Source organism: uncultured Campylobacter sp. (assembly GCF_938041645.1).
In the GTDB taxonomy this organism is placed as follows: Bacteria; Campylobacterota; Campylobacteria; order Campylobacterales; family Campylobacteraceae; genus Campylobacter_B.
Genome location: NZ_CALIST010000073.1, coordinates 15,802 through 35,825, shown reverse-complemented (window position 1 = coordinate 35,825; position 20,024 = coordinate 15,802). Strand labels below are relative to the sequence as shown.

At 48.9% G+C, this 20,024-nt stretch carries 23 protein-coding genes and 1 pseudogene; 15 read left to right on the top strand and 9 right to left on the bottom strand.

The window, feature by feature from the left end; genetic code table 11:
• Positions 1–18: 18 nt before the first annotated feature.
• Together Q0600_RS10420 and Q0600_RS10415 are read left to right on the top strand one after the other, a co-directional pair.
• Positions 19–633 (top strand): hypothetical protein, encoded by a 615-nt coding sequence (locus tag Q0600_RS10420; RefSeq protein WP_298704460.1) that lies wholly within the window; start codon positions 19–21, stop codon positions 631–633.
• A 518-nt stretch (positions 634–1,151) separates the two neighbouring features.
• Positions 1,152–1,544, top strand: coding sequence for a hypothetical protein (locus Q0600_RS10415; protein ID WP_298760049.1), 393 nt, complete (start codon positions 1,152–1,154; stop codon positions 1,542–1,544).
• 571 nt (positions 1,545–2,115) lie between these two features.
• On the opposite strand, the gene Q0600_RS10410 is transcribed toward Q0600_RS10415, so the two are convergent.
• Together Q0600_RS10410 and Q0600_RS10405 are read right to left on the bottom strand one after the other, a co-directional pair.
• Positions 2,116–2,595 (bottom strand): hypothetical protein, encoded by a 480-nt coding sequence (locus tag Q0600_RS10410; protein ID WP_298760047.1) that lies wholly within the window; start codon positions 2,593–2,595, stop codon positions 2,116–2,118.
• Positions 2,595–3,683, bottom strand: coding sequence for a methyltransferase (locus Q0600_RS10405; RefSeq protein ID WP_298760045.1), 1,089 nt, complete (start codon positions 3,681–3,683; stop codon positions 2,595–2,597). Before Q0600_RS10405 ends, Q0600_RS10410 begins: the two co-directional genes overlap by 1 nt.
• Before the next feature lie 203 nt (positions 3,684–3,886).
• Between Q0600_RS10405 and Q0600_RS10400 the strand changes: the two genes are divergently transcribed.
• The 10 genes and pseudogenes from Q0600_RS10400 to Q0600_RS10355 all read left to right on the top strand — a co-directional run bounded on the left by Q0600_RS10400 (position 3,887) and on the right by Q0600_RS10355 (position 12,742).
• Positions 3,887–4,894 carry an AI-2E family transporter gene (locus tag Q0600_RS10400; RefSeq protein WP_298760042.1) on the top strand — a complete coding sequence of 336 codons (1,008 nt, stop codon included), beginning with the start codon at positions 3,887–3,889 and terminating at the stop codon, positions 4,892–4,894.
• A 102-nt stretch (positions 4,895–4,996) separates the two neighbouring features.
• Positions 4,997–5,356, top strand: coding sequence for a nitrous oxide-stimulated promoter family protein (locus Q0600_RS10395; RefSeq protein ID WP_298760039.1), 360 nt, complete (start codon positions 4,997–4,999; stop codon positions 5,354–5,356).
• A gap of 252 nt (positions 5,357–5,608) precedes the next feature.
• Positions 5,609–6,385 carry a hypothetical protein gene (locus Q0600_RS10390; RefSeq protein ID WP_297897563.1) on the top strand — a complete coding sequence of 259 codons (777 nt, stop codon included), beginning with the start codon at positions 5,609–5,611 and terminating at the stop codon, positions 6,383–6,385.
• A gap of 61 nt (positions 6,386–6,446) precedes the next feature.
• Positions 6,447–7,013, top strand: coding sequence for a molybdenum cofactor guanylyltransferase (locus tag Q0600_RS10385; RefSeq protein WP_298760036.1), 567 nt, complete (start codon positions 6,447–6,449; stop codon positions 7,011–7,013).
• Positions 7,003–8,049, top strand: a complete 1,047-nt coding sequence (locus tag Q0600_RS10380) for a phospholipase A (protein ID WP_298760033.1) — start codon at positions 7,003–7,005, stop codon at positions 8,047–8,049. The genes Q0600_RS10385 and Q0600_RS10380 overlap by 11 nt, the downstream gene beginning before the upstream one ends.
• A 245-nt stretch (positions 8,050–8,294) precedes the next feature.
• Complete coding sequence (locus Q0600_RS10375; protein ID WP_298760031.1) at positions 8,295–9,221, top strand: branched-chain amino acid transaminase; 927 nt, start codon at positions 8,295–8,297, stop codon at positions 9,219–9,221.
• Positions 9,222–9,229: 8 nt separating this feature from the next.
• Positions 9,230–10,309 (top strand): SPFH domain-containing protein, encoded by a 1,080-nt coding sequence (locus Q0600_RS10370; protein WP_298760028.1) that lies wholly within the window; start codon positions 9,230–9,232, stop codon positions 10,307–10,309.
• A gap of 306 nt (positions 10,310–10,615) precedes the next feature.
• Positions 10,616–10,939, top strand: a pseudogene (gene hisI, locus Q0600_RS10365) (phosphoribosyl-AMP cyclohydrolase); the annotation flags it as partial.
• A gap of 180 nt (positions 10,940–11,119) precedes the next feature.
• On the top strand, positions 11,120–11,620 hold the full coding sequence (locus tag Q0600_RS10360) for a phosphoribosyl-ATP diphosphatase (RefSeq protein ID WP_298760073.1): 501 nt from the start codon (positions 11,120–11,122) through the stop codon (positions 11,618–11,620).
• 231 nt (positions 11,621–11,851) lie between these two features.
• Positions 11,852–12,742, top strand: coding sequence for an NTF2 fold immunity protein (locus Q0600_RS10355; RefSeq protein WP_298760025.1), 891 nt, complete (start codon positions 11,852–11,854; stop codon positions 12,740–12,742).
• A 545-nt stretch (positions 12,743–13,287) separates the two neighbouring features.
• Here Q0600_RS10355 and Q0600_RS10350 read toward each other — a convergent pair.
• From Q0600_RS10350 to Q0600_RS10335, 4 genes are all read right to left on the bottom strand, one after another.
• Entirely contained in the window at positions 13,288–14,175 is an 888-nt protein-coding gene (locus Q0600_RS10350) for a hypothetical protein (protein WP_298760020.1), read from the bottom strand.
• A gap of 8 nt (positions 14,176–14,183) precedes the next feature.
• A complete protein-coding gene (locus Q0600_RS10345) occupies positions 14,184–14,921 on the bottom strand; it encodes a disulfide bond formation protein B (protein WP_298760017.1) in 738 nt (245 codons plus the stop codon).
• A 9-nt stretch (positions 14,922–14,930) separates the two neighbouring features.
• Positions 14,931–15,098, bottom strand: coding sequence for a hypothetical protein (locus Q0600_RS10340; protein ID WP_291938627.1), 168 nt, complete (start codon positions 15,096–15,098; stop codon positions 14,931–14,933).
• 174 nt (positions 15,099–15,272) lie between these two features.
• A complete protein-coding gene (locus tag Q0600_RS10335) occupies positions 15,273–15,455 on the bottom strand; it encodes a hypothetical protein (protein WP_298760014.1) in 183 nt (60 codons plus the stop codon).
• A 253-nt stretch (positions 15,456–15,708) separates the two neighbouring features.
• On the opposite strand from Q0600_RS10335, the gene Q0600_RS10330 reads away from it, so the two are divergent.
• A complete protein-coding gene (locus Q0600_RS10330; RefSeq protein WP_298760011.1) occupies positions 15,709–15,858 on the top strand; it encodes a hypothetical protein in 150 nt (49 codons plus the stop codon).
• 106 nt (positions 15,859–15,964) lie between these two features.
• Here the strand turns inward: Q0600_RS10330 and Q0600_RS10325 are convergent, their stop codons facing one another.
• On the bottom strand, positions 15,965–16,114 hold the full coding sequence (locus Q0600_RS10325) for a hypothetical protein (RefSeq protein WP_298760006.1): 150 nt from the start codon (positions 16,112–16,114) through the stop codon (positions 15,965–15,967).
• A gap of 128 nt (positions 16,115–16,242) precedes the next feature.
• Here Q0600_RS10325 and Q0600_RS10320 point away from each other — a divergent pair, with 128 nt between their 5' ends.
• Positions 16,243–17,388, top strand: a complete 1,146-nt coding sequence (locus Q0600_RS10320; RefSeq protein ID WP_298760003.1) for an iron-containing alcohol dehydrogenase — start codon at positions 16,243–16,245, stop codon at positions 17,386–17,388.
• Between the two features lie 465 nt (positions 17,389–17,853).
• Here the strand turns inward: Q0600_RS10320 and Q0600_RS10315 are convergent, their stop codons facing one another.
• Both Q0600_RS10315 and purM read right to left on the bottom strand, forming a co-directional pair.
• Positions 17,854–18,240: an Imm10 family immunity protein gene (locus tag Q0600_RS10315; RefSeq protein WP_298760000.1), complete on the bottom strand. Its 387-nt coding sequence runs from the start codon at positions 18,238–18,240 to the stop codon at positions 17,854–17,856.
• 17 nt (positions 18,241–18,257) lie between these two features.
• A complete protein-coding gene (gene purM / locus Q0600_RS10310) occupies positions 18,258–19,241 on the bottom strand; it encodes a phosphoribosylformylglycinamidine cyclo-ligase (protein ID WP_298759998.1) in 984 nt (327 codons plus the stop codon).
• 73 nt (positions 19,242–19,314) lie between these two features.
• Between purM and coaE the strand changes: the two genes are divergently transcribed.
• Complete coding sequence (coaE, locus tag Q0600_RS10305) at positions 19,315–19,989, top strand: dephospho-CoA kinase (RefSeq protein ID WP_298759995.1); 675 nt, start codon at positions 19,315–19,317, stop codon at positions 19,987–19,989.
• The last annotated feature ends 35 nt before the right edge of the window (positions 19,990–20,024 follow it).

The window sequence follows — 20,024 nt, the reverse complement described above, 5'->3', positions numbered from 1 at the left end:
TTTTACATGGAGCAAACAATGAAAAATTTCTTTCTAGCCGCAATAGTTTGCGCGCTATTTAGCGGTTGCGCATATGAAGCGCAGTTTAATCAAAACGCCGATGTAGCGCCGTTTGACGACACTATAAGCGCGACTAACGCCATGCAAAGCGCGCTCATTTATATCCCTGGCGAGCTAATGGGGACGAAAAGCTACGCCGCAAGCTCGAAGCTAGGCAGAGACGATGAGCTTAAAATTGACGTCGGCGAGTTTGTCGCAGGCGAGGCAAAGCGCTTCTTCGGCACCTACCTAAGGCGCGTGAGCGTCACCGACGACGAAAAAGCGCTGCAAGGCAAAGGGCTCGTCATCGCGCCTGAGCTTAGCTCATTCGGCTTTGGTTTTTACAGCTCCGACGGCATCGACGTTTCGGCAAAGCCCTACGTGCGCTACAATCTACGTTTAAAAATGTTTAAAAATGGAAAGCCGATCTACAACCAAAATATCGCCGTAAACGAGCGCAACTTCGGCGAGGAGGAGTTTTTCGGCGGCGGTCAGGGCTCATACGCACAGATCGGCGGGATCTTTCAAAAATCGATGGCGAATGATTACGCCGTGCACGCTAGAGAAATTTTGGACGTAATCAACGATAACTAATCGCGCTTGCGCCTTTGTGCGTGGTAAGCGGCATCTGGTTGCTTATTTTTGCTCGCCGTCTTGTGGTAAAATTTGTCGCGGCGATCTTACGGCACGCGCTTGCGGATCGTCGCGCCTAAATTTTATTTATTGATATAATTAGCATGGCTTTAAAATACTCAAATGCGCGCTTACTTGTAAGATTTATCTCGCCTGCGGCATTAAATCCTTTTGATACCAAGTTTGCCAGCGCTCTAGGCATCAAATTTAATCCCGCAAGTTGCGTAAATTCCGCAAAAATCGCGTTATGAAATTAACTTGGCAGCCCATATTTAAGTGCGGCGAGCCGATAAATTCCGCACCTTGGCATACTGCCTAATTCCATTTTTTAGGGCTAAGCTCCGCAAATAAACTTTTCGCGTTCGCTGCTACGCTTGGATCAAATTATATGCTCGTGGCACCAAAAAATTCGCCCTAAATTTAAAGCACCGATTAATATTAATTTTTATATCATTACTAAATTTTTTAAGGAGAGAATTATGAAAAAGTTTTTATTGCTTCCGTTTGCTTTCGCGGCGCTTTTTGCGGCACCAAGCTGTGATAATGTCCAGCTCAAAGCCGCCGTGGAAGGTATCAATAAGAGTGCGCCGATGCGAGTCGACGAGATTACAACGTTAACGGGCGCCGAGTGCAAAGACGGCACTTTTATCTACAACTACGAGCTAAATGACGGCATGGGGATGAAATTTGACAGTGTTGGAAATGATCAAAAAACCGTGATACAAAATGTCATAGATAGCCAAAATAAGCAAATTTTTTGCAATCAGATGAAGGTAATGCATCCGCTAATAAACAGCGCGATATGGAGCTATAAGATAAAAAGTGGCGAAGAATTTATAAGGGTAGAATTTAAGCCTAGCGACTGCAAGTAGCGCTTGCGCGAGATTTAAAATTTAGCGCGGCGTGAGCCTTTGCCTGCTCGCCCGCGCCGAATTCGCTTAAAATTTATCCGCTTCGCTTTTGATTTTGCCTGCGCAAAAGTAACATGTTAAAACCTCTGCTTGACTTTTACCGCGCCGCCGCGTATAGCATGACGCATATCAGCGTGTATTTCGTCGCCACAAAGTGCTAAAACGCGCCGAGTCCTTTTTAAGCCGCGATCTAATGCGCCAGGTTCTGCCAGTGGCGTTTTTCATTAAAATTTTACTATTTCACGTGGAATTATATCTATGCGGCAGCGCAAACACCGCGTAAAGCTTTCGCGCGAAATTCTATAAGTTACGGAATCTTATTTGAAATAGCATCGTAGATTTTGAGTCAGAATTTTATGATTTATTATGCTACACCTGCTGCGATGAAATCTTGCTAAATTTTATCTGCGACCTGCTCACATAAAATTCTGCGTAAAGCATACGCTCGCTTTCGAGCTTACAGAGGCACCAGCTGCCAACGCGCCGCCACACAAAACGCGGCTAATCAAATACCTCGCTTGGGTTTTAAAATTCACCGTTCGCAGCTATTTTTATCAAGCTTTAGCCGTATCGGCGGCAAGCCCTCTATTTCGTAATTTAACACCATCGTTTTGCCGAGCTCCCGCAGACGCTGCGAGAATTCCGTGCTGCAAAAGCCAGCCTTCGCCTTAGCAAACAGCATCTCTTTTAAAATTTCCGCATCGCCTGCATCCAGCGCGCTAAGGTCTAAATTCGGCGAGCTATTTAACGCGTAATCGTATATGAAGCTACCTTCTTCGCATGCGGCGCCTTTTAAAATCGTAGCATCGTCGATCCTGCGCGGTGCGCCCTCGTTTATCCGCGCTAGCGCATCTCGCACCTGTTTGCTTTCGCAGAAATTTCGCTCTAGCTCGCCGCGTTTTTTCTCCGCATAAAATTCCATCGCCACATTTGCCAAAATTCCGATTCCAAGTAGCACAAGTAAAATTTTAATCGGCTTATTTAGCCGCGCGCTTAAGCTTCGCGCGTCCATCATCGCGCCCTTTCGCAACACAGCAGCGTGTGTCCGACGCCCAGTCCGTCGTGAATTTGCGAAATTTTAAGCCCGGCGCTCTGCGCAAATTTAACCATATCGTCCGAGTGATAAATTTTGCTATTGCCGTTTGCCATCGCGGCGAAATACACGCTGATCTGCGTCATGCTATACGCGGCGGTTTCGTAGCGCTGCCTGTCCCAAAACGGCTCCAAAATATAAAGCCGCGCCTGCTCGCTCATCGACTCCGCCGCGCGCGAGAGGATGCTTACGATCTGCTCCTCTGCAAAGCAGTCTAAAAACTGACTAAGCCAGATCGCGTCAAAGCCGCGCGGAAAGCGCGTAGCAGCATCTAGCAGATCGGCCGCAAGCCCCTCTATGCGCTCAGCGCCCTGCGCGCCTGCGACGGCGTCTTTCATCAGCGCGATCTGCCCCGCAAGATCCATTATCGTGATGCGCACATTTTCGTCGTAGCCCACGCACCGCTTAGCAAAGCGCCCCGTGTTGCCGCCTACGTCTAAAATTTTATCCGTCTTGCGCGAGAAAATGATCTTTAGCGCAGGCTCAAACGCCAAATCTGAATAAAAATGATCAAACGCGAGCCAGCTCTTGCGCACGTGCGGCGGCAGACGCGCAAGCGCCTCGTAGATCGTAGCCCAATGTCCAAAAACCTTTAGCCCCTCTGGTTTGCCCGATTTTAGCGTCTCTTCGAGTCTAAATAGCCCCTCGTAGCACACGTCGTGGATGAAGTCCATATCCACGTCCACCATCTCGTCGGTGAGTAGAAAATACCCCGCCTTACTGAGACGAAATTTCTCGCCGCACAGCAGCACCGTGCCGATGCTAAGCGAACTTTCCAAAAGCAGCTTTACGGCGTATTCGCTAAGCGAGAGTTTCTTCGCGATCTCACTTATGCTTAGCCCGTCATGTGCCTCATTAAGCGCGTTTAAAATTCCAAATTTTTTCATCAGCCTACTTACCTGAAAAACTACAGGTGCAAAGGCGATCTCATTCGCCGTCCGCTGCGCCTCGCCCGCGCTTTGGCGCTCCGCGGCGTAACGGTCTAAAAGCTGTTTGGGAAGTTTCATTTTCGATCCTGCTCGTGTAAATTTCGCAAAATTTTAGCAAAAAATTCTAACTTTTCTTGCGCCCACTAAGAATTTACGCGTATCTTAGAATTTTGCGATGAAATTTTAAAATTCCGTCTTAAAATTTATGGAATTTTAGTTAAAATCCTTCTATCAAAATTTCGCGTAAAAGCTCTGCGAAAATGTCAAATTTAGGAGAATCCTTGAAGCTTCAAATGTCCTTGATGTCGGTTGCTTGCGTCGTAATCATCCTGGCTGGTCTTAAAGCCGCGCAGGCTATCGTCGTGCCATTTTTGCTAGCTATTTTCATTACGGTGCTCGTCTCGCCGCTGGTGCTTTATGTCCAAAAGATCCGCGTCGGGCGCGTTTTTAGCTTCCTCATCATCACTTTTTCTTTTGTGACAATTATAGTGTTTTTCGGCGCAGTCATCTTCGATGCGATCAAGGAATTTTCAGCGCGCCTGCCCGAGCTTCAAGCAAAATTTGAAGAGGTGCTAGGAGGCGTGAGTGCGAAGCTCTCTCGATTCGGCATAGAGCTTAACGCCGCAAACCTAGGCATCGATCCGGGCGAAGCCGCCGCGCAGCTATCTGCACTACTGCGCAAAACAGGCTCGATAGTCTCGACGGGATTTTTCATTTTTATAATGGTTTCATTTATGGTCTTTGAAAGCTCCGTAATCGACGAAAAAATCCGCTATTTTTCGCAAAGTAGCCGCGCGACACACACTTTCGTGAAGAAATTTGCCTCCAGCCTCAAAAAATATCTGCTAATCAAAACTATCGCTTCAGCTTGTACCGGCGCGCTCATCGGGCTCGGGCTGTGGGCGCTTGGCGTACCGTATGCCGCGCTGTGGGGGATTTTAGCTTTCGTGCTAAATTTCATTCCTACGATAGGCTCGATCGTAGCGGTCTTTCCGACGCTTTTCGTGACATTAGCTACGATGGATATAGGCTCTAGCATCTGGACTATTGCAATCTATTTGGTTGTAAACGTAGCGATCGGAAATATCATCGAGCCACGATTTTTAGGGCAAGGGCTCGGGCTTTCAACGATCAGCGTGCTTGCAGGGCTACTGTTGTGGGGCTTCGTGCTTGGTATCGGCGGGCTATTTTTGGCTGTGCCGCTTACGATGAGCTTGCAAATCGCGCTTGCCTCAAATGACAAAACACGCTTCATTGCGACTCTATTAAGCAACAAGGTCGAAAGATAAAGCGAAATTCCGCGGAATTTTAAAATTCTATAAATTTTAGCTTGAGCGCGCTCAAGAGTATTTTTGTCTCTTTTAGATAAAATCCGCCCAAAAGGATCAAATATGACGAGCGAAAAATTTATTTACGAAATAAACACGGTAACGAAATTTATCCAAATTTACTGCGATGGCAAGCATACGGACGCGCTTAAAAAAGATGGTGCCGTGCTTCATGACTACAAAGACGATAAGGGGCTAGTGCAGACGCACTTTCATCTCTGTAGCGACTGCGAGCGGATGTTGCGTTACGCCTACGCGCGCCTTGGTGCCTGCCCGCATACCGAAAAGCCACGCTGTCACCACTGCCCGCATCCGTGCTACGAGCGTGAAATGTGGGTAAATATGGCTAAGATGATGAAATATAGTGGTATGAAGTTAGGACTTACGAAGATCAAAAAGCTTTTTTCGTTTAGAAAAAGCTAATTTGTGCGGGCAATTTAGCTAGAGTTTGCGGGTAAAATTTATCTTTGCAAGCTCGCTTCATCTTTATGCAAAAAGTATAAAAAAGTAGCGTGAGAACAAGCGCAAAAAAGATATAAAATAAATCAAAATGCTAAATCTTAGCGCGTAAAATTCTACCTTGCAAACGCAAATCCTCCGCAATCCTTGATAATAAATAATTAAATTTGAGTTTATAGTTTTAAGTTAGAATTGTGTCCAATCAAAGGAGAAAATATGAAGGTCATTACCATCGCGGTCGTTAACGGCAGGGTCGTAAACGAAAAGGAATTAATCGCGTCTATCGCCGATTATGACGATTTTACCGCGGTTGCCGAACAACTCCGCAAAGGGCTGAAATCGAGATATTTTACATCTAGAGAGCATGCGAGAATCTATAAAAAAATCAGTGTCGAGACGGGCTTTAGGCGCGTGCGATTCGACTACAAACCTTATAAAGATAAAATTTCAAACCTTATCGCCGAGGGCTACACCGTCAAGGCGATCCTAAAAAAGATCGGCGAGGAGGATGAAGCGTTCAAAAACGCCGTTACTGCGCCCGGGCTTACGCACTTCATCTCCGTGACGTTCAAAGATGAAAAAACAAGACTTCGCGCAACTGCCAAAAAAAGCGAGGACTTCTTATACGCATATCGCTTCGAAATCAAGAAAATGCACTTCCAAGGCGTTAGCAATAAAGAAATTTTAAAATATATGAAAGCTCATTACGAAAAAGATTTCGCAAAAGTAAGCGAGCGCGATCTTGCCGCTTTTATCGAGGCAAACGCCGTACTTGATACCGACCGCAAACTCTCGCTATATAAAAAGCCGAGCCTTTATGATCCGCATTTTAGCGAGATTATGAAGCTTTACGCAAGCGGTATGCGCGTCTATGACATCTGGAAGACGCTTAAAGCCAAATACCCCGAGCTAGCCAAGCTTCAAGCGCCGAGCCTTTATCAGTTCATCGCAAACAACGCCCTTGGCAAAGCTAAATATATGCAAAAAGACTGATATGCCCGCGCTTCTTTCAAATTTTACTTTCAAATTTAAAATTTCGCCGCGATAAAGATCGATGGAAGCCGGTGAAATTTCGATGAAAACCTGCGTCATTCTCTGCGGTGGCAAAAGCTCGCGTTTCGGCAGCGACAAAACACTGTTTCCATTCCGCGGGCATCCCAGCATGACGCACTTTCTTTTCTCACGCTTAAGCCGCGAGTTTGAGCGGGTTTTCGCCTGCGCCAAAAGCTCTAAATTTAACCCGCCGCTTCCTATGATCTACGACGAATTTGAGGATTTTTCGCCGATGGGCGCGCTGTATTCGGCGCTGAAGCCATTTAGCAGAGAGCGCATTTTTATCATCCCCGCCGATATGCCTTTTATAGAAATTTCTACCATTCGCGCGCTTAGCGAGCAGGAGGGGCAAATTTGCGTAGCGGGCGATGACCTGCACAGACACAGCCTGTGCGGATTTTTTGACGCGGATCTCGCTCCGCGCGCGCTTGAGCTCTACCGCGCGAAAGAGCATAAGATCGGCGCGCTCATCGGATCTGCAAATTCCAAAGTGCTAAATTTCAAAAACAAAGAGCAGTTTTTAAATATAAATTATCAAAACGATTTAAAGGGCGTAGATGAAATTTAAAGCTTTAGCGCTCGCGCTTTGCGCCCTAAGCCTAGCCGCGCAAGACCTCTCCGAACTATACGCAAAGGCCGGCGAATACGAGGCCAAAGGCGATTACAAAAACGCGATGATCTATTACAAAAAGATCGCCGCGGCAAGTTTAACAGAAAGGGGCGAAAAGTCGCGCCGAAAAGTCGCAGAAAATTCTACCTCGTCCGCAGAAAACCGCGCTTTGCACGATGATACCGCCGTTTTAAGCTCTGCGGTGCCGCAAAATTCTTTAGTACAAAATTCCGCCATGGCAAGATCCAGCGGGCCAAATTCCGCTGCACTAAATTCCGCGCCGCAAGGTGAGCAAAATGGTCGAAATTTTGGATTTTTGGGGCTTAAATACTACGAGCCGATCTATATGCTTTTCACCCACGATTTCAGTAAAAAGCCCGATCGTAAGGCGGATGAGCTGCATTTTGAGTTTAGCTTCGAGCGCCCGATTGCCTACGACGTGCTGGGGTTTGGAGAGAAAATTTCATTCGCTTACGCGCAAAATTCCTGGTGGCAGATCACGCAAGATAGCGCGCCTTTTCGCGAAAGCAATTATCGCCCAGAGCTTTACGTTAGTGCGCCGGTGCCGTTTGCGGACGAGATAAAGATCGGTGCCATGCATGAGTCAAACGGCAAGGGCGGCGAGGAATCGCGCTCGTGGAATAGGCTCTACGCGCAAAGTACCTGGAGCGCGGGCGGATTTTCGATCACCCCCAAAGCATGGTATGCGTTTTGGCTGGACCGCACGAACGAGGACATCGCGGATTATCTGGGTTACGGCGATCTGCGCGCGTCATACACCTTCGGCAAGCAGCGACTTAGCGCTCTGTGGCGAAATAATCTGCATTTTGACGGCAGTAACCGCGGCGCAATCGAGTTAAACTACAGCTTCCCGATCTTTAACAGCGGATTTTACGGCTATCTGCGCTACTTTAACGGCTACGGTGAAAGCCTAGCGGACTACAAACGTAGCGTCAATAAGATCGGCATCGGGCTTTCTTTCGTAGAATTTTAAAAGGCGAGCTTAGATCAAAAAGCCTGAAATTCTGCGGCAAAATTTTATCCGCACAAAATATAAAATTCGCAGCTCTTTACTCTGCTCCGCTAAATTTTAAAAAGCAAAATTTAGCGATGCAAATCGCCTTAAATTTTGCGGGCGGAATTTTGCCTACCGTACCGAATCTCCGCAGGTAGAATTTCTTAGAAATTAATATTCTTTTAGCTAAAATTATGGATTAAATTTCATCAAAGGATCAAGAAATGGCACAAATTCAAGAGGCCGAGCTCATCTGGAAAGACGGCAAGCTAATCCCTTGGGCAGAGGCTACTACCCACGTTTTGACGCACTCTTTGCACTACGGAAACGCCGTATTTGAGGGCGTACGAGCCTATAAAACCGACAAAGGCTACGCGATTTTCCGCTTGGACGAGCACACTGCCCGTCTTGAAATTTCGGCAAAACTCTGCCTAATCAAGCTTCCGTTTAGCTTCGAGCAGCTCCGTCAGGCACAGATCGACGTCGTCGCTAAAAACCGCTTCGATCAAACCGTTTATATCCGCCCGCTAGCGTACTTCGGCTACGGCTCGATGGGCGTTTCGTCTACGAACTGCCCGGTAAACGTCATCGTCGCAGCGTGGCAATGGGGCGCGTATATGGGCGAAGAGGCGCTACGCAAGGGCATCAAAGCCAAAATTTCATCGTGGATGAAGCCGGCGCAATTTTCGATGATGGCAAAAGCCAAAGCAAGCGCGAATTATTTCAACTCGCAGATGGCAAATTTTGAGGCGGTCGATGCGGGATACGATGAGGCGATACTGCTCGATCCGCAGGGCTTCGTCGCAGAGGGGCCGGGCGAGTGCCTATTCATCGTAAAAGATGGGCTCATCATCACTCCGCCGAACGACACCAGCCTAGAGAGCATTACTCAAAATTCAGTCATAGAAATCGCGCGCAGCCTGGGCTACGAAGTCCGCAGAGAGCGCATCGCTCGCGATCAGCTCTATGCCGCAGACGAGGCGTTTTTTACCGGCACCGCCGCGGAGGTCACACCGATTAGCAACATCGACGGCAGGATCATCGGCAAGGGCGAAATGGGCGAGATCACGAGCCGCTTGCAAAAAGCGTATTTCGCGGTAGTCACGGGCAAAGACCCGAAATTTGAGCACTGGCTCACCTACGTTAAATAAGGACGCGCATGCCAGCGGATTTGAATGATTATTTTAATAAGAAAAACAGCGACAAAAAAGGCGGGAATTTAAATTTTAAAATTCCTAATTTAGGGGGGATGGGCAAGTTTAGCGGCGTGCTTTACGTGATAATCGCGCTAATCGCGCTACTCGTGATCGCCAAGCCCTTCGTCACGATCCAATCGGGCGAGGTGGGGATCAAGTCAAATTTAGGCAAATACGATCCGACGCCTCTTGGCGCGGGACTTCACTTTTTCGTGCCGTTCATACAGGACGTATTCGTCGTAGATACTCGCACGCGTATCATAAACTACACCAGCAGCGAAGATATGAGCGCGGGTATCGCTACTAAAAGCGGCACCGCGGGCGGTATCATTAGTAAAAACTCGCTTTCGGTGCTAGACTCGCGAAATTTACCCGTCAGCATCGACATCACCGTGCAATACAGGCTCAATGAAGCCACGGCGCCCAACACGATCGCCGAGTGGGGCTTTTTATGGGAGGATAAGATCATCGATCCTCGCGTAAAGGACGTCGTGCGTAGCGTCATCGGCAACTATGCCGCCGAGGAGCTGCCTACCAAACGCGACGAGATCGCCAAATCGATCGACGACGGCATCCGCAAGAATATCGAAGCACTGCCGAATTCGCCCGTAGATCTGCTAGCCGTGCAGCTTCGCGAGATCATCCTGCCGGCGAAGGTAAAGGAGCAGATCGAGAGCGTACAGATCGCCAAACAGGAGGCTGAGCGCACCAAATACGAAGTCGAGCGCGCAAACCAAGAGGCGCTTAAAAAGGCTGCTCTTGCCAAAGGTAACGCAGACGCCGTCAAAATTGAGGCTCAAGGTCGCGCCGATGCCGCCAAGATCGAAGCCGACGCGCAAGCCTACGCTAACAAAGAGATCGCAAAGAGCTTGGACGCAAATCTTTTAAGCCTCAAGCAGATCGAGACGCAGGCTAAATTTAACGAGGCGTTGCGCGAAAACGGCGACGCAAAAATTTTCCTAACGCCGGGCGGCGCGGTGCCTAATATCTGGGTCGATACGAAAGATAAGGCGAAGCAAAGCGCCATCGAGCGGGAAAATTAAAATTTCAGGAGGCTGTGCGCTCCGATTTCGCGAACTAAATTTAATAGCGAGATTTAAAGCAAGCCCGCTCCGGGCGCATAAACTTAACTCGCGATTTCGCAAGTTAATATTAGCGACGAGCGCGATTGCTCGCGATTAGCAAAACTCACACTCGTCGCAGCTTAAGCCTAGCGGTCGCTTAAAATTTAGCCGCCAGGTTTACTCTTTAAATTTACGAGGCGCGCCGCTTCGTAAATTTTATAACTAAATTCCGTATGCGGCGGCTAAATTTAAGGCGTGCGCGACTTCGCAAGCTAAGGATCAAAGATGAAGGTAGATTGGCAAAAACTTGGCGGGCTGCTCCCCGCGATCGTGCAGGACGCGGGTGACGGCGCGGTTTTAATGCTCGCGTATATGAACGAAGAGGCGTTAAATTTAACGCTGCGCACCGGCTATGCGCACTACTTCTCGCGCAGCAAGAGGCGCATCTGGAAAAAGGGGGAGGAGAGTGGTCACGTTCAGCTCGTAAAATCCGCGTTTTTGGACTGCGACAACGATACGCTGCTGCTTAGAGTCGAGCAATGCGGCGGATCCGCCTGCCACACGGGCGCGCGAAGCTGTTTTTTCAAAGAGATTTCGCTGCAAAAATGTGGCGAAAATGTGGGGGGCCCGAGCGCTTGCGGCGCGATAAATTTCGCGGAACACAGCCCTGCAACCTCTCTCGCGCAGAAAAATTCCGCGAATTCCCGCGCAGGGCAAAATTCTACAGCCTGCGACAGCTTGCAGAATTTAACGCCCAAAAATTCTACCGATGGTAATCAAAACTCCGCAATGCAAAGCCCCGCTGCGGCAAATTCCACTCTAACAAATTCCTCCGCGGAGCGCAGCACTCAAAATTTAGACGCCGTCTCGCAAAATTTTACACCCAAAAACTCCGCAGAAAAAAGCCCGTACGGCATTTTGGACGAAATTTATCACGTTTGCTTGGATCGCAAGCTAAACGGCGAGTCCGCGCTCTCTTACGTCGCCTCGCTCTACGCGAAGGGCGAAAACGCCTATCTCAAAAAGATCGCCGAGGAGGCGTGCGAGTTCGCGCTAGCGTGCAAGGACCTCTCGCGCAGCGGGCTTTACGCAGACGTCGCGCGCGAGGGCTTCGGCGAACACAGAGCGGGCGAGCCGCGATACGACGTGATTTACGAGGGAGCGGATCTTTTATTTCACCTTCTGCTCGCGCTTGCGGCGCACAATATCCACCCGGACGCCCTGCTTGACGAGCTAGTGCGCAGGCAAGGGCAAAGCGGCATCGAAGAAAAGCGTCGCCGCGAAAAATGACGCGTAAAATTTAATCGCAAAGGCGCCGCTCGCCCACCTTACGCGGCGAGCTAAATTTAAAAAGTGTTGCCGAAATTCTGTGCCGAATTTCAACGATGAAAGTATATTTCAACCGCGCTATTATCGCAAAATTTAATTTTGCTGCGCGTGCAAATCCGCGCGTAAATTTAAGCGCTTGCGCAAATCGTAAAATTTCACTAAAATTTTAAAATCAAATTTAAAGGATAGGTGATGAAGCAGATCACGATGCAGGAGGCCCTGGATGCCGTTAGCGAGCGCTACTGCAAAGGCCATCACTACGAAAACGTAGCACTCACCGATGAGATGGTGCGCCGCATCTGTGAGGTAAAAAGCCTCGTAAATATGGGCTTTATAGCCACGGCTATCACGGACGCGGCGCTGCAGCATCTAGCCACGCTGCCGAAGCTTGCGTATCTGTTTTTACAAGATAGCGATAAGATAAGCGGCGAGGGCTTTAGATATTTTGCGAGGCACGCCAAGCTTGAGCACATCGGTATCGAAAACGTCAGCATCATGGACGAGGGGCTAAAAGCGATCGTGCAAATCCCAAAGCTAAAATCGCTGCGCCTGGTCAATTCACGCGTGAGCTTTGCGGGGCTGCTAGCCGCGGCGGATACGAAAATCCAGTTTTATCTTGGCGGCGGGCAGTTTAGCAAGGAGCAGATTGCGGAGTTTGAGCAGGCGCAAAGAGACGCCGCAAAGAGTAAAAAGAAGCTTGATCCAGATGACCTGGCGGCGGCGCGGAGTGCGCTTTTAGAATTTTTCGCGGCGATGAGCGAGTGGGAGAAATTCGCCACATCGCGAATTGATGACGCGAATGACGGCGAGGTGCAGCGCAGATGCGACGAGCTCTTTGCACGCTACTGCACGCCCGTTAGGCGCAGCGGCTTCCGCCCCGAGGGCATCTCATTTTCAATGATGGAGGGCGGCACCTACGGCGGGTACGAGCTAACGGACGCCGAATGCGAGAGCAAAAATAAAATTTACATCTACGCCAAGGACGAACACGGCTTTGCGCGCCGCTTCCTGCTAGTGCGCAAGGACGGGCGCTGGCTCGTAGATAAGTGCCAAGGCATGGACGGCAAAAACCGCGGGCTGTAAATTTGAGCGTGAAATGGGGGTTTAAATTTCATTCTCGGCGCGACTGCAGAGATAAATTTTAGCCTGCCGCGGGCACTGTGATAAATTTAGCCTGCCGAGAGTACGGCGATAAAATTTCATCGGCGCTGTGAAACAAAAACAAAGAGAGGGCAAATGAGCGGTAAAATTCTGCGCACGGCGATTAAAGAAAGGCGCGAATGAAGAGGCAAATTTTCTCCGAGCTGGGCGGCTTCGCGATAAAGGGTCCTCGCGCTGCTCGCGCGCTATCTGGATGAGCACGGGCTTGCGAACGGGGACGTTCTTGCTTATTTTACGCAGACCGAGCACGGCGATGCGGTCACAAGAGAGGGCATCGCCGTGCCGATATTGGGCGTTCGCAGCTTTAAAATTTCACAGCACTTATAATCCATATATAATGACGCTGGAATTTAGCGGCACTAATGTATTTTTTTAGAAGTCAATGTTTAATCAAAATTTTATAATTTTAGATGTGGAATTTGCGTTTAAGTCAATTAAATTTAAGCCGCCAAAAGACGGCTTAAATTTCACCTCTCAAAAACGAAAATTTTATTCGTTCCGTTTTCTCTCGTCGCGACGTAAAATTTTCCATCCTTGATAGCTAGCGCATGCGCGTCGTTTGCGCCTTCAAAGCTATAAACCTCCACGATCTTTCTGCTGCGCGGATCGAGCTTTAGGATGCTTGAGTATTGCTTCGAGAGCAGATAAACAAACTCGCCTTGCGCATCCATACCCGTGACGTAGTAGTCGTTTATATCCCTGCCGTCCTTTACGCCGAGAGTCTCGTCGAAGCTCGGTACAAACTCGCTCGAGAGCAGATTGTCGGTATCGCTAAAGCTCGCTATACTCCAGCTTTGCTTTATATTATCCGGCACGCTAGCGACGAAAAACTCGCCGTAGAAATCCGAGTGATCCCAGCTTAGGATATACTGCTGTTTGGCACGCACGGTGGAGTAGCGGTCCTTGAAATCGAGCGTGAAATTTTCATATCCGTCGTGCAGATAGCGCCACGCTTTGTTTGCTTCCTCTTTGCTTTGGTTCGGTGCGGGCTTGAAAAACTCATAGGTTTTATTATAGCTCATGAGCCCTACCGAGCCTTTAAAAAAGCTCGCTGCGACGGTTTCTTCCATCTGCATTATCCAATCGGGTGTGCTTCGTAGATAGCTTTTTACGGTTTTTAGCTCGCCGTCCATTTCGTAGAGCTCGAATTTTAGCGTACCGAGCAAGAAGCTTCCGCTCGCCGCGTCGTAGTCAAGCCCCGTGACGGGATTATTGTTGTTTAAATTTAGCGTTATCTCGCCGCTTTTGCGTAGAGGCGTTAAATTTGTCACTGCGCCATCCGCAGGATTTAGATTAAACTCGCCGCCAAACGCCAGTGTGGCGCACAATAGGGTTAAATTTAGAAATCTTTTCATCTTCAGCCTCACTTCGGTAAATTCGGTAGTTTTGGATTCCAGCTTTCGCGGAAGTCAATTTCGGTCTCCTCCCAGTGATCAAGCTCCCAAAACCACTTTGACGGATCGACGCTCATGCGCGAAGGCGTCGCAGAGGCTAGATAGGGCGGCGGGCCTGCGGTGATAAAGGCCTGCACGCAGTTAAAAGCCATGATGATCGCAAAGGCTGCCACGGCTATCTTGCCTAGCGCGAAGCTCGGCAAAACCGCACCGTATGCGCCCTCTTCGCTTTTTTGCATTATTTTACCTACGTTTTTGCCTAGCAGCAAAATCACGCCCAAAAATATAATGACGCAAAAATGCACCACTACGACCCAAAACTGCGTGTGCGCGCCTAAAATTTCAAGCCCGAAGCCCTGCTTTATGTCGAGGTATCCTCCGCCCGTGCCGTCTAGGCTGTAATGCAAAAAGCCGTCGTATAGCCCAAGGCATGCTAAAAAGAGGATTACGGCTAGGTATTTGACAGCAAATCCGTATCTAACGATCAGCAAAGCCACGAATGAGATCGCTACCATGCAAAATCTCTCGTGCCAGCACATGATGCAGGGACTATCGCCCATACCAAAGCCCAAAACAAGGCATGCGATACCTACGGGCAAAGCGATGAGAGCGAGTGCCGCGAGGGCGAAAAGATTGAAAAATCGCTTTTCATCTTCGCCCCAGCTCGGCAAATTTTCGGAGCCGTTCGCGAAATTTTGATTTTCCATTACTCGCTCCTAAAAATTTCCCATAGGCACGACGGCAAATTTATTCACCCATGCCATCATGATGACGAGTATCGCGATGCCTGCGATACCAAAGCCCATAACCGCGCGCTTTTTCTCAGGTCTAAACCACAACAAAAGGCCCGCGACGAAAAACATCAGAACCATTAAAAATTCCATATTTTCTCCTTTCTTACTGAAATTTAATATCGTAAAAATATTACTATTTTGCTTATTAGACGTATATTAAAAATTATGTTTTTATCAGTATAAATAAATTTTTATGAAATTTCATGATACTAAAATAGCTATTTTTAAGAAAATTTTTTCTATTCCAGCTTGATTTAAATTTATTTAAAACATTTCGGTTGACTTGATTTTGCCTATGCGGGTTGCGTGATAAAACGCCACGCGATTGAAATTATAAAATTTAGCAAGAAGATGAACAATGACTTTTAGCGCAGCGGCAAGCGAGTGGGGGGGGCAATCATCGCTGGGGCGCATCCATTTTTCTTGCGGCGGAGCGATCTCTTGCATTATGTCTATCTTCTTACGTTTAGGCTGTATTCTTGCACCGCGTTTTCCCCTACTGAGTCCTCGTTTCGGTAGCGGACGCCGCCTCGTTGATAGCAAGCAATACCTTGCGATCGGTTTATGTCGGTTGCGGATGCTGTTTTATTGTGCAGTTATTTCGGCTTGCATTGCGCAATGAAATTTTGAAATTTTACAAAGCTTGCCCAAGCCGATCACTTTAAATTTTTGCTCGTTCTTAGTCGCGAAATGTTTGCGCGTGGGCTTTAGGCGGCATGCAGACATCCTCGCGTACTCCCTGCTGAACTATGACGAGCTTTCGTATCCGACGTCAAAAGCCGCCTACGACGCTTTCGTGCCGCCGTTTTGTAAGATATATCTAGTTTCCTACAACCTAATGTGCTTTTGAAAATCAAGCGGGCTTGGCGCAGTATTGCAGGAATTTTTACATGTCGTAGCGATACTGCTTACCGCTAAATTCCATCATTTTGCCGTCGCGTAGACACAAGCACGCGCTAGGTTCGTAGATATTCACGAAAGTCCGAGGGCGCGCTTTGGCAGTAGAAGCTAAGCGCTTGCATGGGCGTCTGAACATATCTATGGGCGAGATACAGCTCGCCGGTGATCTTTACGGCGTCTTTTAAAATTTTATCTGCTTTGTTCATCTAAGCTCCTTTAAATTTACGCGACCTATACTTAAATTTGCACGATTGGGCAAGGAATTTGGAGTATCGTGCTACCGCAAAATTTTAAAAAAGGCTATAATTTAGCAACTTTATTTAAAGGAGAAAAGATGAGAGATTTTAGTTTTTGCAACCCCGTGAGGATAGAATTTGGCAAGGGTAAAGAGGAGCATATCGGGCAGTATATGAAGGAAGCGGGCGCGAAAAAAGCTCTCGTACTATACGGCAGCGAGCGCGTGCGAAAGAGCGGTCTGATGGGCGTCGTGGAGAGCAGCTTAAAGGCAAGCGGTATAGAATTTACGCAGCTTGGCGGCATAAAATCAAATCCCGTGCTAAGCAAGGTAAACGAAGCAATCAAGCTCGCCAAAGAATTTGGCGCAGATAGCGTGCTTGCTGTAGGCGGCGGAAGCGTACTGGACTCCGCAAAAACCGTAGCCGCGGGCGCCTGCTACGATGGCAACGTGTGGGATTTTTTTATCGGCAAAAGCCCAAGCGCCGCGCTTAAAATTTTTGACATCATCACCCTTGCCGCGACGGGCTCGGAGATGAACTGCGGCGGCGTGGTGACCAAGGAGCAGACCAAGCAAAAATACGCGATCGACGCACCTTGTCTATACCCGAAGGTCTCGGTCATAAACCCGCAGCTGCAAGCAACCGTCAGCCGCGAGTATCTCGTATATAGCGCGAGTGACATCATCGCGCACAGCATCGAGGGGTATTTTACCGCTAGCGTCCACCCGGGCATCGTACGAGCCTATATCGAAGCCAACATCAAAACCGTCATCCGCACGACTGAAATCCTGCTCGCAGATCCGAGCGATTACGATGCGCGCGCCGAGTTTGCGTGGGCCGCAACGATGGCGCTAAACGGACTAACCTACGTGGGCGTGGGTGGCTTCGGCTATCCGAATCATATGATTGAGCATGCGATGAGCGCGGTCGTGGACTGCGCGCACGGAGCCGGTCTTAGCGTGGTAATGCCTGCGTGGATGAGGTGGTATAAGGATAGGAATTTAAGCGCGTTTGAGCGTTTCGCGCGTGAAATTTTCGGCCTTAAAAGCGCGGATGAAGGCACCCTGGCGCTTAAGGCGTGGTTTGATAAGATCGGCACGCCGACTAGCCTGGCACAGCTTGGCATCGAAGGCAAGGTGCTAGACGAGGTCATAGACGTAGCCGCGACAAACGCCAAAGCGTGGAATATGGCGAAGCTTTACAGCCGCGAAAATATCGCTAAAATTTTAGATTTTGCAAAATAAGCCGCGAGTCCATAGATAAAATTTAAACCGAAGGGGTGAGCGATCGCCCTTTTCCGAAAAGGCAGGCGGCAGTGTGGGTGCGCTAGAGATTGATATTTCTAAAAAACAAGCGGCAGCGCAGATAGCGAGATGATCGTCTTGTATCCCTTAAAAGTCCGCGAGGCTCGCTGTGAGAGGGCGGCGGCGACAAGCGGTGCGCCTAAATTTAAAGCTCAGACGACTGCGGATCGAGCGTGAAATTTAGCTATGTTTGGAAGAGTAAATTTTGCCACATAATACTTGTACCGAATTTGATACGCAAATCTTGCAATAAATTTTACTCCGGCGCGAAGTTTTATCGCGTTTAATGGCTTTGCTTAAACGCTCTTATCTCGCGCTATCTAAAAATTCGCTCGTTAAATTTGAATCTCGGCTTTATATTTGTGATTGCGAAATTTGCTTTTACGTGCCGCTGCGTATTTAAATTTACCCCTCGATGCTAAGTAGATCGCCGAAAATTTCTTTACAATACTGAACGAAGCGTTTGGGAATTTTAACGCCGCGAACATCTACGGCGATGACGCTGCCTTGGACTTCAAAAACAATAAGCTCGCTAGTGATTTTCAATGCTTTGCAGCCGTTATAACATACGTCGCCGTTGCACTCGGCGTATAAGCCGTTATGCGGTGCGTCTGCGTCCTCGTACCGTCCGAGCTTGATCGGTCTTTGGAAAGGCAGATAGTTTTTATAGTCATACTTATCGTCCGCTAGGCCTATCATATAATAATTCTCGGCGCTGTTTTTGGAAGCGGTTGCAATACCTGCTTTAAAATTTAGTCTAAATATAAACTCTGCCTTGGCAAAAAGCGGCAAATTTTACCGCTTCAAATTTACGCGAGCTGCACGCCTCTGCCTTTTACGACCTCGCCGATGACGTAGCCGTCGGTATTTGCTAGTACGAAGTCAGCGTTTTGCTTCGGCGCTACGACGATCATGCCTACGCCCATGTTAAATGTCCTCATCATTTCGGCCGGCTCGACCTTTTGCGCGATGATTTTAAAGATTTCAGGCGTGCGGATCGCGGTATGCTCGATCTTTGCGCCCAGCCCCTCTGGAAATACGCGCGGTAGATTTTCCACGATGCCGCCGCCCGTGATGTGCGCGAGCGCGTGGATCTTGTTTTTTAAATTTAAAAAGTCTCCGACGTAAATCCTGGTCGGCTCCAAAAGCACGTCGATGAGCGCGCGACCGCCGATTTTCTCGTCAAATTTCAGCCCTAGCTCGGCGATCACTTTGCGCGCGAGCGAGAAGCCGTTTGAGTGCAAGCCGCTGCTAGGAAGCGCGATGAGCACGTCGCCCTCGCGGACGAACTTGCTACGGTCGATCTCGTCCTCCTCGGCGATGCCCACGGCAAAGCCTGCAAGGTCGAAGTCGCCTTTCTCATACATCGAGGGCATCTCTGCCGTTTCGCCGCCGATCAGTGCACAGCGGGCGAGCTTGCAGCCCTCGGCGATGCTTTTTACGACCTCTTTGGCATCCGCGATCTCGAGTTTCGCCGTCGCGTAGTAGTCGAGGAAAAACAGCGGCTCGGCGAAGTTGCAGATGAGGTCGTTCACGCACATCGCGACGAGGTCCTGGCCGATGCCGTCAAATTTGTGCGCGTCGATCGCAAGTCGCAGTTTTGTGCCCACGCCGTCGGTGGCGCCTAGGATCGCGGGCTTTTTGTAGCCAGTAGGCAACCTTACCGCACCCGAAAATGAGCCGATACCGCCCAAAACGTGCGGAGTTTGCGTGGCTTTAACGAACGGTTTTATCGCGTTTACGAAATCATTTCCCGCGTCTATATCGACACCAGCGTCTTTGTAGCTTATCAAATTTTATCCTCCAAGATGGTATAATTTCGCAGATTTTAGCTAAAATCGAATAAAAACGCTATAAAGGCCCACCTTGAAATTTAAACACGCCGTCGTCATTACGGGCAGCATCGGAAGTGGTAAGAGCGCGGTTTGCGAGCTGCTTGCTGATCGCGGATTTGAGATCATCGATGCCGATAAGATTTCGCACTGCGTTCTTGATCGCTGCGCCGCGCAGGTGGCTGAAATTTTCGGCGCGCAATATGTCGTGCAAAAGGACGCGCAGGCTAGAAATTTGAGTTCGCACGCGGAATTTGACGCTAGCGGCGATGAGGAAATTTCGGCCGCGCACCGTGCTTCGGTAGATCGAAAAAAGCTAGGCGAGCTGGTGTTTAAAAACCCTGCGGAGCTTGCAAAGCTTGAAGCACTGCTGCATCCAAAGATAACGGCTGAAATTTTATCGCAGGCGCAGGCTTTGGAGGCGAAAGAAAAGCTTTTTTTCGTCGATATTCCGCTGTTTTTCGAGGGCAAGAGGTATGAGTTTTTTGATAAAGTAGCGGTCGTTTATGCGCCTAAAGATACGCTAATCGCGCGCGTGATGAAGCGAAACGGACTGGATCATGCCGCTGCAAAGCACCGCGTGGAACTGCAAACGGATATCGAGCAAAAGCGCGCTATGGCGGATTTTGTGATAGATAATAGCGGCGATCTTGCCGCGCTTAAGGCCGCGATGGAGAGATTTTTAAAAGAGTTAAAAGATAAAATTTAGCCCTTTGCGCGAGAGCTCGTAAAATTTCTACGCGA